This is a genomic window from Maribacter aquimaris, from assembly GCF_014596745.1.
In the GTDB taxonomy this organism is placed as follows: Bacteria; Bacteroidota; Bacteroidia; order Flavobacteriales; family Flavobacteriaceae; genus Maribacter_A; species Maribacter_A aquimaris.
The window spans coordinates 50,311-66,182 of record NZ_JABTCF010000001.1; the positions used below are offsets into that span (position 1 = coordinate 50,311).

Sequence of the window (15,872 nt, forward strand, 5' to 3'; positions counted from 1 at the left end):
ATGGGGCAAAGCTCATTTACTTGTATCGATGCGCACACCTGCGGAAACCCGGTTAGGGTAGTGGCCCATGGTGGGCCGGAGCTCATGGGGCGGAATATGAGTGAAAAAAGGCAGCATTTTTTAAAGGAGTATGATTGGATTCGCAAAGGACTCATGTTTGAGCCACGTGGACACGATATGATGAGTGGGAGTATTTTTTATCCCCCTTCGGAGGCGGTCAATGATTTTGGTATTCTTTTTATAGAAACCAGTGGATGCCTGCCCATGTGCGGACATGGTACCATTGGGGCAATTACCATAGGGATTGAGGAAGGTCTTTTGACCCCTAAGGTTCCCGGTAAAGTACGGATGGAAACTCCCGCCGGATTGGTCCAGGTGGAATACCGACAAACCGGTAAAAAAGTCGATTGGGTAAAATTGACCAATGTGAAATCCTATTTGGCGGTAACCGAACTAACTGTGGATTGTTCACAACTGGGCGAATTAGTATTTGATGTTTCCTACGGGGGAAATTTCTATGCCATCGTTGATTCTCAGAAGAATTTTAAAGGTATACAGGACTATACCGCAACTAAGCTCATACAATTCAGTCAGGAAATAAGGGATAAGATCAATGCCAAATACCCAGATAGGTTTGTACACCCCGATGACCCTACCATAAATGGGGTAAGTCATATTTTATGGGCAGGTAAGACCCTTTCACCAAAAGCTACGGCCCGTAATGCCGTTTTTTATGGAAATAAGGCCATAGACCGTTCACCCTGCGGTACAGGTACATCAGCACGTATGGCCCAATGGTACGCCAAAGGCAAACTACGATTAGGAACCGAATTTATACATGAAAGCTATATTGGATCCCAATTTATTGGTAGGGTAGAGCAGGAGGTCGTTTTAAGGGATATACCCGCTATTGTTCCGAGTATTCAAGGGTGGGCCAAAGTTTACGGGCATAATACCATTACCATTGATGATGATGATCCCTATGCCCATGGGTTTCAGGTAATTTAGAACCCTTATAGGAAACTAAAACCCATGTTTTCCGCTATTCGAAAATTTAAATTGATATTTGGGAATGAACAAAGAAGTCGTTGTTATTGGGGGAGGGATCATTGGGCTGTGCTCCGCCTACTATCTACATAAAGAAGGACATCAAGTAACGGTGATTGATAAATCGGATATTAGCGATGGTGCTTCTTTTGTCAATGCAGGATATATAACCCCAAGCCATATAATTCCGTTGGCAGCTCCTGGCATGACGGCCAAAGGTTTTAAATGGATGTTTAATTCCTCCAGTCCATTTTATATAAAACCCCAGTTCGATACCGATTTTTTTAAATGGGCTTGGTATTTTCATAAAGCCTCAACCCAAAAAAAGGTAGAAAGGGCAATTCCTGTCATAAAAAATATAAATCTATTTAGCAGGGAATTGTTTGCTTCCATAAAAGCTTCAGGGGATCTAGGGGATTTTCAATTCGACCGAAAGGGATTATTGATGGTGTTTAAAACGGATGCTGCCGGAGAAAAAGAAATGCTAGTCGCAAAAAAGGTAGGGGAATTGGGTCTGGCAGTGGATGTTTTGAATCGTGTACAATTGAAAGCATTTGAACCTAATTGTACGATCAATGCCAAAGGAGCGATTCATTATGCTTGTGATGCCCATATGACCCCCACTGAATTTATGCCGAAAATGGTATCCTATTTAAGAAATTCAGGGGTACTTATAAAAACAAATGAGGAAGTCACGGGTGTTGACCTGGTAAATGCGAAAATACGACAAGTATTGACCAACAAAGGTACCTATAAAGCGGATGAAGTAGTTTTGGCCGCAGGTTCATGGAGTGGACAATTTTCAAAAAAACTGTACATAAAACTACCTTTACAGGCAGGAAAAGGCTATCGAATAAATCTCGAAAGACCTACTGGCATTACTATACCCGCCATTTTAATGGAAGCTAAGGTTGCGGTCACCCCCATGAAAGGATTTACCCGTTTTGCGGGTACCATGGAGTTTTCAGGGATAAATTCCATTGTCCGAAAAGAAAGGGTCGAGGCTATCGCCCATGCGGCTACGGATTATTATCCCGATATTAAGGTAAACCCTGTGGAAAAAGACAATGCACAAAGTGGGATGCGCCCCGTATCCCCAGACGGATTACCTTATATAGGCAAGAGTAACCACATTGAAAACCTCATTTTTGCCACAGGCCATGCCATGATGGGATGGAGCCTGGGTCCCGCAACGGGTAAGTTGGTCGCAGAAATTGCCAGCGACCGAAGAACATCATTGCCTATAGATCCTTTTACGCCATTTCGTACGTTTTAGTGCAATTTTATACAGTAAAAAGGCATGACTACAATCGTGATATGCCCCTTGTTGATTTTAATGAAACTCAACGGGATAGTTAATACCAAAAAATACCATCATATTTATTTAAAAAATCAGCAACTATTCCATTTCACCGATAAGGTTAAAGGCTCCTTGAACCAAGAACTTGTCATTGGCATCAAAATCACTACTATTTTTTATCATTGTGAATCCATTGAAACTATCACCAATCGTTACTTCCTTACGGGTAAAATTATAGGAATCCCCCCTAGAGACATTCAAAAGAACATAATGGGAATCGTCCATTGAAATGATGGCACTTTCAGGCAAGGCAGACTCTTTGGTTGAATTTGTGATAATTTGCGCATCGACGAACATGCCCACTGCAAAATTGTGGTTTTCGTCATCCAGTAAATGGCCATGAACCTTCACCGTCCTATTTTTCAAATCTATTGACGTCCCTACCAAATGCACTTCAGCTTCATAAAATTCATTATCGGCTTCAGGAATCTTAAAAAGGATTTTTTGTCCTTCTTTTATCTTAAGAACATCCTTTTCAAAAACAGAGAGTTCAAGATGTACATGGTCAGTATTAATGATTTCCATAATCTCATCCGAAGGGGAAACATAAGTCCCCTTACTTATGTTCAATTTGGTTACGCTACCATGGATAGGGGCGTAAAGGGTAATGGTCGAAGTAATATTTCCGGCCTCCACCGAAGCAATATTGATGTTCAACATTTGAAGCTTTTTCTTTAAGCCGTTGTAATGTGCCAATGCACTCTTGTATTCACTTTCCGCTTTCAGAAAATTTTTCTGTGAGCTGATCTTTTCCTCGACAAGTGTTTTTTGACGTTCATATTCCGATTTAAGGAAAGTAAGTTGTTGGGCAGTTTCAAGATAGGTTTGCTGCATTTCAACGAATTCCGGATTTTCCAATGTGACCAAGACTTGTCCCTTTGAGATTTTATCCCCGATCAATAAGGGTGTCCTCTTGACATAGCCTCCGATAAAAGAACTAATAATGGCCCGGTTTTGAGGCGGCACATCTATCATTCCTGTTGTATTGATTACCGTAGGAAAGGGCTGTTCCGATAATTGCCCCAATTGCATTGTATTGCTATCGAACTGGGCCTTAGTCAGTTCAATTTCGTTTTTCTGGATGGTGTCCTCGGTAGTTACCGTATTTTCACCATTGCTTTTTGATTCCCCACAGGCTAGAATCATAAAGGCCGATATTAGGAATGCTATATTTTGAAATGATTTCATGACGTTTATTTTGTGTTTCGTACTATTCGTTTTTACGTTTCCCGTTTTAAAATCGTTGCTGATCATAAGGTCAAATGATTTAAGGCAATAACGGTTTGGTTATAATGGTTGAGATTCTCCAAATAGGATAATGTTATGCGATAGGCATTTTCCAAGCTTTGTATATATTGGAAAAAATCGATTTCCCCATTTTGGAAGCCAACCGAAGCGGTTTTCAATATTTCTTCGGAAAGGTGTTGTCCGTCGTTCTCATAATAGCGCAAGGTCTCCTCGTATTTACGGAGTTGCCCCATTAATTTTTCATGCTTTAGGTACAATTGGTTCTCGTAATTCACCGATTCCTCAATAGCCATATCCTTTGCGATTTTTGCGGCCTTGATTTTCGCAGCCTTGCCATTGAAGAGCAAAGGTATTTTCAACCCTACCTGATAACCATAAAGATGTTCTCCCAAACCGGAATTGGTCCCTTGGAAATAATCAAAATTGATATCGGGCAATAAGGATTGCTTTTCATAACCACTTTTGGCCTTAAACCATTCATTTCTTTGTTCATAAAGGGTTAATCCGATATTTTCGGAAATCCCTGCGGATTGCAATTCCAATTTATCAAGTGGCATAAGGGCTACCTTGATGGATTCATCGATTTGTATCGTTTTCTGCAGTTGTACTTGGGCCAATGTCACATCTTCCTTAGCCTGTATATAAAGGGCATGGAGTTCTTTTTGTTTGGCTTGTGCAGTGATCTTCTCTAAGTAGTTCGTTTCGCCCAATTCGAACCTACGCTGCGAGGCATGTGCGAATTTCTGATAAATACTGTCTAAATACCGATATACCTGGGTTTTCTCCCGCTCGTACAATAATTGGTAATAGGCAGAGGCAATTTCGCGCTCAAGTAGTTGTTTTTGCAGTTCAAAGTTGCTTTCCTCCATGCGCAAGTTTGCCTTGTTGATTCGCTTACCTGCAAAATAGACTGTTGGAAATAGGATACTTTGTTGTACCCCATAAACGTTCAACGGTTTATCGTTAAAGGCCAGATTGTTTTGGTCGTAGGAATAATAGACCTCTGTTTTATCAAAATCAAAAGCACTACCTACCAAGGCCTTGGAGGATTGGGTTTTAAGTTCAGCCGCCTTAAGACCGGCATTATTTTGCAATGCCAATGCCCTAATTTCATCAAAATGCAATCCTTTGTCCTGGCCATTGACCTGTACGGCCAACCCAATAAGCAATAGAAAAATTCCTAAGTTTTTATTTTTTTTCTTTTTCAAAATACGGGTTGATTTGTGTTTTGTATCAAAAATGGCATATAGGACAGGCAATACGACCAAAGTAAGAAGTGTTGCGGTAACAAGACCTCCGATGACAACGGTAGCCAAGGGTCTTTGAACTTCCGCTCCTGCGTTGGTAGAAACCGCCATGGGTAAAAATCCCAGTGCCGCCGCGGCCGCTGTTAGTAAAACCGCCCTTAAACGATCTTTAGTCCCTTGTTTTATACGGGCTTCAATATCTTTCATACCCTGTTTCTTTAATTCCTTAAAATGTTCTATGAGTACAATGCCGTTCAATACCGCAATACCAAAAAGCGCAATAAAGCCCACTCCTGCAGAAATACTGAAAGGCATATCCCGTAACCATAGCAAAAACACACCACCGACAGCGGCAAGGGGAATTGCGGATAAGATCATCAACGCTTCCTTAATCGAATTGAAAGCAAAGTAGAGCAGGATGAAAATGAGGACCAATGCCACGGGGACGGCTATTTTCAACCGATTTTTGGCACTTTGTAGGTTTTCAAACTGTCCGCCATACGTAATGGTATACCCCACTGGAAGCTTCAATTGCGATTCAAGCTTATTTTGAACATCGGTAACCACGGATTGCAAGTCCCGATTACGCACATTGATGCCCACCACGATTCTCCTTTTTGTATCATCCCTTGAGATTTTGGCAGCTCCTTTGGTATAGGAGATATCCGCAACTTCATTCAGGGGTATTTTTCCTCCGGAAGGTAAGTCGATATAAAAGTTTTTGATATCATCTATATTCCTTCTGCTTACATCATCCAACCGGAGGGCAAGATCAAAACGTTTTTCCCCTTCAAAAATGCTACCCATCGTACTTCCTCCAAAGCCCATGGAAATCACTTTGTTCACATCACTGATATTCAATCCGTAACGGGCAATTTTTTCCCTTTTGAATTTTATGTTCATTTGTGGAAGCCCCGCTATTTTCTCTACACTGATATCGGCTGCTCCCTTAACATCCTGGATCAACCTTTTGATTTCATTTCCCTTTTTATTGAGAATATCCAGGTCATCACCAAAAATCTTAATGGCGATATCGGCCCGTACCCCTGTAATAAGTTCATTGAACCGCATTTCTATGGGCTGTGTAAACTCCACTTCCATGCCTGGGATAATCCCAAGTGCTTCCTTGAATTTATCGGCAAGTTCATCCTTGGAATCGGCTGACACCCATTCCTTCTTTGGTTTCAAGGTGATGATAACATCGGTTTCTTCCATAGACATAGGGTCTGTAGGAACTTCCGCAGCACCGATCCTGGTAACCACTTGGTCTACCTCAGGAAATTTTTCCAATAAGATCCTTTCGATTTGGGTAGTCGTCTCAATGGTCTTACTCAACGATGTCCCCGTCTTGAGTATCGGTTGGATCACAAAATCCCCTTCGTCCAAAGTGGGCACGAACTCCCCGCCCATGGTAGTGAAAAGATATATGGCCGACACCAATAAAAGCCCGGCGATGGACAAAACCAATTTTCTACTTGCCAAAGCCCATTTTATGGTAGGGGTATAGAGTAGATTTAGAAACCGCATTAGGCGCACCGATACATTCTTATCGGTAATCTGTGTTGGCTTCAGTATGATGGATGAGATAACCGGAACATAGGTAAAACAAAGGAGCATGGCCCCGATCAACGCAAAACTAAAGGTCAATGCCATAGGCTTGAACATCTTACCTTCAACGCCACTTAATGAGAGGATAGGAATAAAGACAATGAAGATAATCAACTGGCCAAAAATTGCGGAATTCATCATTTTTGAGGCACTTTGGAGCGTAATCCTGTCCTTGGCCTCTTGTACATCTTTTTTGGACATTTGCATTAATTCCAGACGATTGGAGGTAATTTGAAAAGCAATAAACTCCACGATGATCACCGCACCATCGATGATGATTCCAAAATCAATTGCACCCAAGCTCATTAAATTCGCATCGACCCCAAAAATATACATGAGTGAAAGGGCAAACAAAAGGCATATGGGAATAACCGAGGCCACCACTAACCCCGATCTTAAATTACCTAAGAGCAATACCACAACAAATATGACGATAAGACACCCTAGAATAAGGTTTTCGGCCACAGTGAACGTTGTCTTGCCAATTAAGGCACTACGCTCTAAAAATGGATTGATGTAAACTCCCTCAGGTAGCGTTTTAGAAATGGAAGCGACCCTGTCTTTAACGGCATCGATAACTTTTTTTGAATTGGCATCCTTGAGCATCATGACTTGGCCCAATACTTTTTCCCCTTCACCATTGCCTGTTATGGCTCCGAATCGGGTAGCACTACCAAAACCTACACTTGCGATATCCTTGATTAAAATGGGAACCCCATCTTCATTTCTTACTACGATTTTCTCTATATCCTCCAAGGAAGTTACAAGTCCTTCTCCCCGTATAAAATAGGCTTGGTTGTTCTTTTCAATATATCCACCACCGGCCACGCTATTGTTATTCTCCAACGCATTGAAAATTTCACTGATAGCGATATTCATGGCATGTAATTTCTCCGTATTGATGGCTACTTCATATTGTTTTAGATAACCTCCCCAAGTGTTAACTTCAACAACCCCAGGTATACCGGATAACTGTCGTTTTACGATCCAATCCTGGATTGTGCGGAGATCCATGGCGGAATATTGATCCTTATAGCCCGGTTTTGTATCCAAGACATATTGGTAAATTTCACCCAAGCCCGTGGTTATGGGGCCCATTTCCGGAGTACCAAATCCGTCTGGTATTTTTTCTGAAGCCGATTTTATTTTTTCGGCAATTAGCTGCCTAGGCAAATAGGTGCCCATGTTATCCTCAAAAACAATGGTCACCACTGAGAGTCCGAATTTGGATATGGAACGAATTTCCACAACGCCGGGCAAGTTTGCCATTTCCAGTTCAACAGGATAGGTGATGAATTGTTCGATATCCTGGGTGGAAAGATTCTGTGATGTCGTAATAACCTGTACTTGGTTATTGGTTACATCGGGTACTGCCCCGATAGGGATCTGTGTAATGGAAAACAGCCCGAAACATATGATAAATGAGGTTAGCAGAAGAACAAATAGTTTATTCTTTATGCTGAATCGTATGATATTTGTTAACATAATCCATAATAAAAAGTGATACAAACCATCCAAGTCATTAATGACAGGGATGAACTAAATCAATGGGGATTATGCTTGCTTGGGAGGTTGGAAAATATCTGATTTTTCTAAAAAGGAATAATAGTCCAGATAAAAGAAATTAGTTGTATAATTAAAAACCGGAACCGTATTTATAACCGGAACCTGAAGATTATTGACCATATAGACCACAATACTATGCGAACAGCAATGATGGTTAAAGGGAAGTTGTTCGTGATCCTGTTTTTCTTCCTGATGGTCTTTTGAATGTTCTGGCTGTAATTCACCATAATGTTTGGATAGGAACACTAAGAAATTATCCCCATATTTTTCCGAATGCAACTGCGCATGTTCAATTAATTCGTCCATATGTGCCAAGTCACGAAAATCCATACCAAAACTTTGGATAAGGATCATTATTGATAACGATATGGAAAAATATTTAGACATCTGTTAAACAAAGATATACATTATTTGAATTTAAAAGGAAACCCTTAATAGTTAAAGCTTATTCCATTATTCTTTTTATCTTGATGTTAAAATGCATAAGATATAACACATGAAGTTTTTGATTGATTATCACCGATTTTTTTGTCTGCTTTTAATTCTTTTTACCATGGGCTGTGGCCCAAAACTGGGCAAAAACCAGAATAACCCCGAACCACCGAACATTCTCTTTATTCTCTCTGACGACCACACCTCCCAGGCTTGGGGAATATATGGCGGTATTTTGGAGGATTATGTGCAAAATAGCAATATTGACCGTCTAGCGTCTGAAGGAATGGTCCTGAACAATGCTTTTTGTACCAATAGCATATGTTCCCCGAGTCGTGCAAGTATTTTAACCGGACAGTACAGTCACCTGAACCAGGTGTATACATTAAGTGAACCCTTACCTAGAAACCATCCTAATATCGCCAGGACATTATCCAATAACGGCTACCAATCCGCAGTTATAGGAAAATGGCATTTGGTGGGGAAACCGGAAGGTTTTGATTATTATAACGTATTGCCGGGACAGGGTAGGTATTGGAATCCTATTTTCAAATCAGAAGGAAATTGGAGTGATGGCTATGATAGCAGTACCGGAACGGAACACGAAGGTTTTTCTACGGATGTGGTAACGGATTTAACCATTGAACACCTAAATAAACGCGATAAGAACAAGCCCTTTTTAATGTTCTGTAATTTTAAGGCGACGCATGAACCTTTTGATTATCCTGAACGATATAAGGACCTCTATAAGGATATCGATATCCCAGAACCCGAAAACCTTTTGGATTTCGACCAAAATAATACCGGACGCACCTTTCATGGCCAAACCTTGGAACGATTAGCCATACGATGGGAAAAGGCCACCAAGCATCCCGATGAATTTTGGACCGATTACCCAGGATTGCCATACCCCTTGGAAGGACTGGACAGTATTCAAAGGCGAAAAAAAATCTACCAAAAACTAGTGAAGGATTTTATGCGTTGTGGTGCCGCCGTTAATGACAATATCGGGAAACTTCTCGATTATTTGGAAGAACAAGGTATCGCCGAGAATACCATTGTAGTGTATACGGCCGACCAGGGTTATTTTTTGGGGGAACATGGCTTTTTTGATAAGCGATTGATTTATGAGGAGTCTTTGAGGATGCCTTTTGTAATACGTTACCCCAAAGAAATTAAAGGGGGGCAACGATTGGATGATATCATCTTGAATATTGATTTCGCCGCCTTATTGGCCGACTATGCCGGAATTGAGAAACCAGCGTATATACAAGGAGTGAGTTTTAGGGAGAACCTTAAGGGAAACACCCCCCGTAATTGGCGTAAACAAATGTACTATCGGTATTGGTTGCACCATCCCGATCGACCTGCCCATTTTGGTGTTCGAAATGAAAGATACAAATTGGCATTCTTTTACGGACAGGATTTGGGTATGAAGGGAACCTCAAAGGAAACCACGGCACCTACATGGGAATTTTATGATCTTCAAAGGGATCCCAAAGAACAGCATAATGCCTATGGTGAACTGGAGTATGGGGCAATTATCAAGGAAATGAAATTGGCCATGCTGCAAGAGCGCGATAAATATGGGGATACCGATGTGGACTATGACGTAATGAAATCGATTCTTGCCCGTGAATTTCAATAGTATGGATGAATGGGATGCCCGCGATTGAATCGTGATAGGCTACATTAACCACTATCGTATTCAGTTTCAATGGTTTTTGTTGCTATTTCTAGTTTTTTGTAGTAGCTTTTGGGAAGGAAATAAAGGCCATTAAAAAAACCAACTATGCAAGAACCAACCGATACCACAAAAAAAGAAGGGCAAAATCCCAACCCACTTTCCCGAAGAAAATTCTTGACCCATACAGCATTGACCGTAGGGGCGATCAGTATTGTTCCAAGACATGTATTGGGGCGGGGATTCATTGCGCCTAATGATAAGATAAACATAGGTTTTATTGGATTGGGTAAACAAACCAATGGCTTGGCCAATCAATTTGTAACCAATACGGGTGCACAGATTGTAGCGGGTTGTGATGTTTGGACCACCAAGACTGCCGCTTTTGAGAAACACGTTGGTACATTATATGCGAAAGAAAGGGCATTGAATGCTTATAAAGGAATAACGAGCTACCCTGATTATAAAGAATTGCTATCTAGAAAAGATATTGACGCCGTGGTAATTGCCACCCCAGACCATTGGCACGCCACCCAGGCTATGGATGCCATGTATGCAGGTAAGGATGTGTATTGTGAAAAGCCCTTGACCCATAGGATAACAGAGGGAATGGAATTGGTACAAACTACAAAGAAAACGGGGAAGATACTTCAAACGGGGAGTATGCAACGATCCTGGGAAGATTTTAGGAGGGCCTCTGAATTGGTGCGAAATGGTTATTTGGGTGAGATTACAAAGATTCTTGTCAATGTCGGTGATCCTGCAGTGCCCTACAATATGGAGGAAGAACCCATTCCCGAAGAACTCGATTGGAATGGTTGGTGCGGACCTGCACCACTTTTGCCCTACAATCACAGATTGGCGCCTTCACGAAATGATGTGGATTTTTGGCCCGACTTTAGATTGTTCAGGGAAGTAGGTGGTGGAATTCTGTGTGACTGGGGAGCCCATATGTTCGATATTGCCCAATGGGCATTGGGAATGGACCATTCAGGTCCCGTCCGTTATATTCCTCCTTCAGATAAGTCTTTGGTTCGTGGTTTACGCATGTTCTATGCCAATGGCGTAGAAATGGTGCATGAGGACTTTGGTAGGGGATGGGGCGTTCGTTTTATTGGAAGTGAGGGTACGATGGATATTAGTAGAAGCTATTTCGAAACCAATCCGGAACATATAAAAACAGCAATGCCAAAGGATTCAGATATTCGTCTTTATAACTCAAACGGCAATCATTACCAAGATTGGTTGGATGCCATCAAAAATAGGACCCAACCTATATGTGATGTGGAGACCGGTCATCGATCCGCGAGTATCTGTAATATAGCGAACATCGCCTATCAATTGGGTCGTACATTGGAATGGGACCCTGAAAACGAGCAATTTAAGGGGGATGTTGAGGCCAATGCCCTACGCAGTCGGGTGAATAGGGAGTATGCCAAATAAAATGGCCCTCTTAAATTTAATTATTCCTGTTTGCTATTTGAGGATTCTATGGTTTTCATAGTGTTCACCATGGCCTTGAAACATGTCACTGCATTGGCTTCATTCCCTGTTGATGCTTTTTGCTCTTCTATGAATTTTGTGGTGGATGACCAATAAGTTTGCATCATTCCGAGATAATGCCCAGCCATTTCCGGAGTGGAATTCGTTTTAAAATCATGCATCATACTCACTTGGTCCACTGCCACTTCGGGTTTACGCCATGGACAAGTTATGACATCGAATCCCTTTATCGCAAAATAAGCTGCTGTAGGAAAGGCCTTCTCGTAATGCCAATCACAAATAACTACGGATTTCGGGATCATTTCAATGGCCCTGGCTGTATTATTCATCGAAGCCTCCCACATTCCAATACCCGTTAGGGCACCATCAATCAGACGATCACCCCAAATCCATAACCGTGCTCCCCGTTGGGCTAAATGATTATTGATCTTAATCAATTCACCGGCAAATAAAGTAGCGGGATCCATCCCCTTACAACGTGGGCAATTATCATCCGCTAAATAAAATACCTCGTCCATACCGGCATGAAAGGCGTCGGCTTCGAAAACATCCAAAATTTCATCCATCAAATCAAAAACTACCTCATGTACTTTGGGATGTAAGGGACAATAACTCTTACAATACAAACCATCATCATTAGGCCAAACATAATTTTCTGGCAATGCAATATGTGGTGTTTCATCAAATTCCGGGTATACCTGCAACAATTTGGTATGTTCAGAATGCCAACTTTGATGGCCCAACAAATTTACTTGAGGTATTATATTGATGTTTAGTGTTTTACACTTGTTTACAATTTGCTTTACTTGAACCTTACTCAAAGGATTTCCCCCCCGTAATTCGGGTCTTGACTCATAGGAATAATTATAATCCACCCTTAAAACCAAGGTGTTGATTCCGTTTGGGGCCAATTCATTTTCCAAAAAATCGATAAACGGTCCAACCTGATCCGATGGTGGGGCGGATATACAAAACCCCTTTACTTCAAAAGTATTTTGGGCAATGAGGCACATGGACGGGGAAAGCAGTAAAAGGAAGAAAAATAAACGTTTCATAAGGCTCGGTTTTTGTACAAAAATTACCCAAAAGAAATCAGCATTGCTTCAAACCAGTAATTTGTTTCCCTATTTTTTTTGATTTTAAAGGGAATACTTTTTTTGTGATCTACCCCTTAAAAACAATTTTAAACAGTTCTTTTAATCCCCAAAGAGAGGCTATTCGAATCGTTATGATTATTTCCTTCTTAATTTTCCATGGCTTTCGCAATTGCAGCTTCTACCAAAGGAGCCATTACTTCATACCCCAATTTTGTAGGGTGGACTTCATCACGGGCATATTTCTTGGGCAATCCATTACGTTCATCGGCCATAACTGAAAAGTAATCAAGATAAACATGATCTTCTTTTTCGGCATACGCACGCAACATGCTATTTAATTTTATTATTTTTTTTGACGGTTCCAACCCGGGTTTCCATGGATAGTCAAACACGGGAAGTACCGAGGAAATGACCACTTTTATACCATTGGCCTCAGCCAATTCCGCCATCGATTTTATATTATCGGCAATCATTTCCAGTGTCGACGGACCTGTATTACCTGCAATGTCATTGGTACCGGCCAGTATGACCACTACCTTTGGTTGTAAGGCGATAACATCCTGGCGAAACCTTACCAGCATTTGTGGGGTAGTTTGACCACCTATTCCCCTGTTGATATATGGTTTGCCTTCAAAAAATTCCGGAACGGTATTGATCCAGCCAATGGTGATGGAATTCCCCATAAATACAACCCTATCCTCATGGGCACCAGGTAAACCTATTTTGGCATTGTCTGCCCTAAACTGTTCTAGATTTGCCCAGTCCTGGGCTTGAGAAACGTTAATCATTAAAAAAGCTACTAAAATAACTATAGACCTCATAAAATTTGAATGTAATGGATTAAGCTATCAAAGATACCTATTATCAAGAATAAACATACGCTGCCAGACCCTAAAAATCGTCTTGGAGAAAACTTAATACCCTTGAATTGGTTTTCCTTTATAAGAAATCAGAAGCAGCGGAAGCCATGGCCTCAAAATCCTGGAAGAATTGTCCTATATGCCTTCCATCCACTATAGCATGGTGGGCCTGTACCGATAAAGGCATCCATGTTTTTCCGTCCTGTTCAAAAAATTTTCCCCAAACGATTCGCGGCACACTATCGGAAGGGTGGTAATGCATAGCATGTTGTATGCTCGTAAAACTCACCCAAGGAAAAGTGGACATGAATAAAAAATCATCACGTCCTATCTCATCTTCCAGCGAAGGATTCGTTTTCATGTTTTCCATAATCGTCGAAGCCTTATCAAAAAACACATTAGAATCGTATGAAAAGTCCACCGAACAGAAACTAAAGACATCCGCGACATCTGTCGATACCGTAAAGGAAGGATGTGCCAAAGGATGTTCCACTACTTCATCCCCTCGAATACGCCATCTAAATTCAGGGATTTCATTGGCTGTTCGGGCCAATAAATAGACCATACCAATATTAATTGGAAATTTATGATCCTTTAGAAAGGGGAGTAGTATGCTAATATCAACATTGGCGGTAACGTTGAAATGCGGATGGTTCATTTCCCGAAAAAAATCAAAATGCTTTTTGCGGTGCGGATTGCTGAAATCTACTTTTTTCATTCAATATTTAGCGCTTTTTCCATTAGACATTGTTCGTTTTATAAAGACTCTAATATCCTCATTGGCCTGTTGCAGGTCCTCTTTTCTTAGGTACATCATATGTCCACTTCGATAGCCCTTAAATTCGAAGCGATCTTTCATACGACCACTGGGGTCCACTTGCCACATGGTGTATTTGGCATTGAAATAGGTAGTGGCACCATCGTAATAACCGGATTGTATCAAAACATTCAAAAAGGGGTTTTGGGCCATGGCCTGACGAAGATTCTCCCTGGTATTGTCGTTTTCATTGTTCCATGGACGGACAGGCCCGAACATATTGTATTTAATATCGGTCTTAAAATTCAATTCTTCCTGCAAATAGTAGTTGATGGCCGGGGTGAAACTGTGCGACCATGAGGATATCTCTGCATTATAGTCGGGCCGCCCACCAAACATTTGACGGTCTATTCCCAAATACCGTGAGTCTAACCTACCGGTGGTATAACCTTCGTCCTGCAACAGATGTTTCCAAAAATACCGTGTTGATACGACCAAATTCTGGTCGAGGATCTCTTTTTCAGACAATCCGGAATAGTAGGCCATTTTTTTGGCAACAGCGTTTTTTTCAGCGCTGTCTATAAATCCTCCCTTACTAAGGGCAGGAATCAATGTGTTTAAGGTAAATTCCTCGGTTTCGGGTAAGATTTCAAGGAGATCTTTTTGTTGTAATGCGGCAGGTAATTTTTTATGATGCCAAGCCGTAGCGGTAAAATAGGGTAGACTAATGGCATCAGAAACCGGTCCTCCTTTTCGTATAACCTTATAATCCGCAGGGGAAACCATTATTACCCCATTCAAATACATCCATTGCTGGTTTTGCAAGGCCAATGAAAGTCCCATAACCCTTGTACCTCCATAACTTTCCCCGATAATGTATTTTGGGGAACGCCACCTATTGTTACGGGTAACAAAAGTGTTCAACCACTCCGCCAAATATTTAATATCGGCATTTATTCCGAAAAAAGTATCCCGGTTTACCTCCTTACCTGTTTCCGGAATGGTACGTGAATAGCCTGTGTTGGCCGGATTTACGTAAACTATATCGGTAACATCCAATACGGAATAGGGGTTTTCCTTTACACCGTATGGCTGTACAGGATATCCTTCATCATCAATTTTAAGCATTCTCGGACCTGTATATGCCAAATGCATCCAAACCGAGGCCGATCCAGGACCCCCATTAAAGGATATAAGCAACGGTCTAGAAGCGCGATCCTTTACATTATTCTTGGTATAATAGGTATAATGCAATGCTGCCATAGGTTTGCCAGATTCATCCCAAACGGGTTGTGTTCCCGTTTTTGCCGTGTAATTCAAAGGACTTCCATTTATGGTAACACTATGTTGTGTGGTAACAACGGTATCAACGGGAAGTTTTCGTTCTTGGGCATGCACTAGGCCAAAGCCTACAAGCAGACTTAAAATAAATAAAGTTCTTTTCATTGTATTCCTGAATTTGG

At 41.3% G+C, this 15,872-nt stretch carries 11 protein-coding genes; 4 read left to right on the forward strand and 7 right to left on the reverse strand.

Annotated features, from left to right (window positions below):
* Positions 1 to 1,008: a 4-hydroxyproline epimerase gene (locus tag HPE56_RS00215; protein ID WP_188241767.1), complete on the forward strand. Its 1,008-nt coding sequence runs from the start codon at positions 1 to 3 to the stop codon at positions 1,006 to 1,008.
* A gap of 64 nt (positions 1,009 to 1,072) precedes the next feature.
* Positions 1,073 to 2,323, forward strand: coding sequence for an NAD(P)/FAD-dependent oxidoreductase (locus HPE56_RS00220; RefSeq protein WP_188241768.1), 1,251 nt, complete (start codon positions 1,073 to 1,075; stop codon positions 2,321 to 2,323).
* 123 nt (positions 2,324 to 2,446) lie between these two features.
* Here HPE56_RS00220 and HPE56_RS00225 read toward each other — a convergent pair whose 3' ends face one another.
* The 3 genes from HPE56_RS00225 to HPE56_RS00235 all read right to left on the reverse strand — a co-directional run bounded on the left by HPE56_RS00225 (position 2,447) and on the right by HPE56_RS00235 (position 8,406).
* The gene (locus HPE56_RS00225; protein WP_188241769.1) at positions 2,447 to 3,595 is read right to left on the reverse strand and encodes an efflux RND transporter periplasmic adaptor subunit; all 1,149 of its coding nucleotides are present in this window, start codon (positions 3,593 to 3,595) and stop codon (positions 2,447 to 2,449) included.
* A gap of 62 nt (positions 3,596 to 3,657) precedes the next feature.
* Positions 3,658 to 7,995, reverse strand: coding sequence for a CusA/CzcA family heavy metal efflux RND transporter (locus HPE56_RS00230; RefSeq protein ID WP_188241770.1), 4,338 nt, complete (start codon positions 7,993 to 7,995; stop codon positions 3,658 to 3,660).
* 69 nt (positions 7,996 to 8,064) lie between these two features.
* On the reverse strand, positions 8,065 to 8,406 hold the full coding sequence (locus HPE56_RS00235) for a hypothetical protein (protein WP_223170122.1): 342 nt from the start codon (positions 8,404 to 8,406) through the stop codon (positions 8,065 to 8,067).
* A 166-nt stretch (positions 8,407 to 8,572) separates the two neighbouring features.
* Here HPE56_RS00235 and HPE56_RS00240 point away from each other — a divergent pair, with 166 nt between their 5' ends.
* Together HPE56_RS00240 and HPE56_RS00245 are read left to right on the forward strand one after the other, a co-directional pair.
* Positions 8,573 to 10,156 (forward strand): sulfatase family protein, encoded by a 1,584-nt coding sequence (locus HPE56_RS00240; protein WP_223170123.1) that lies wholly within the window; start codon positions 8,573 to 8,575, stop codon positions 10,154 to 10,156.
* Between the two features lie 144 nt (positions 10,157 to 10,300).
* Positions 10,301 to 11,635 carry a Gfo/Idh/MocA family protein gene (locus HPE56_RS00245; protein WP_188241772.1) on the forward strand — a complete coding sequence of 445 codons (1,335 nt, stop codon included), beginning with the start codon at positions 10,301 to 10,303 and terminating at the stop codon, positions 11,633 to 11,635.
* Between the two features lie 20 nt (positions 11,636 to 11,655).
* On the opposite strand, the gene HPE56_RS00250 is transcribed toward HPE56_RS00245, so the two are convergent.
* From HPE56_RS00250 to HPE56_RS00265, 4 genes are all read right to left on the reverse strand, one after another.
* Entirely contained in the window at positions 11,656 to 12,750 is a 1,095-nt protein-coding gene (locus tag HPE56_RS00250; protein ID WP_188241773.1) for a family 20 glycosylhydrolase, read from the reverse strand.
* 188 nt (positions 12,751 to 12,938) lie between these two features.
* The gene (locus HPE56_RS00255) at positions 12,939 to 13,580 is read right to left on the reverse strand and encodes an SGNH/GDSL hydrolase family protein (RefSeq protein WP_223170124.1); all 642 of its coding nucleotides are present in this window, start codon (positions 13,578 to 13,580) and stop codon (positions 12,939 to 12,941) included.
* Positions 13,581 to 13,731: 151 nt separating this feature from the next.
* The gene (locus tag HPE56_RS00260; protein ID WP_188241775.1) at positions 13,732 to 14,370 is read right to left on the reverse strand and encodes a chloramphenicol acetyltransferase; all 639 of its coding nucleotides are present in this window, start codon (positions 14,368 to 14,370) and stop codon (positions 13,732 to 13,734) included.
* Complete coding sequence (locus HPE56_RS00265) at positions 14,371 to 15,855, reverse strand: S10 family peptidase (RefSeq protein ID WP_188241776.1); 1,485 nt, start codon at positions 15,853 to 15,855, stop codon at positions 14,371 to 14,373.
* Positions 15,856 to 15,872 lie beyond the last annotated feature (17 nt).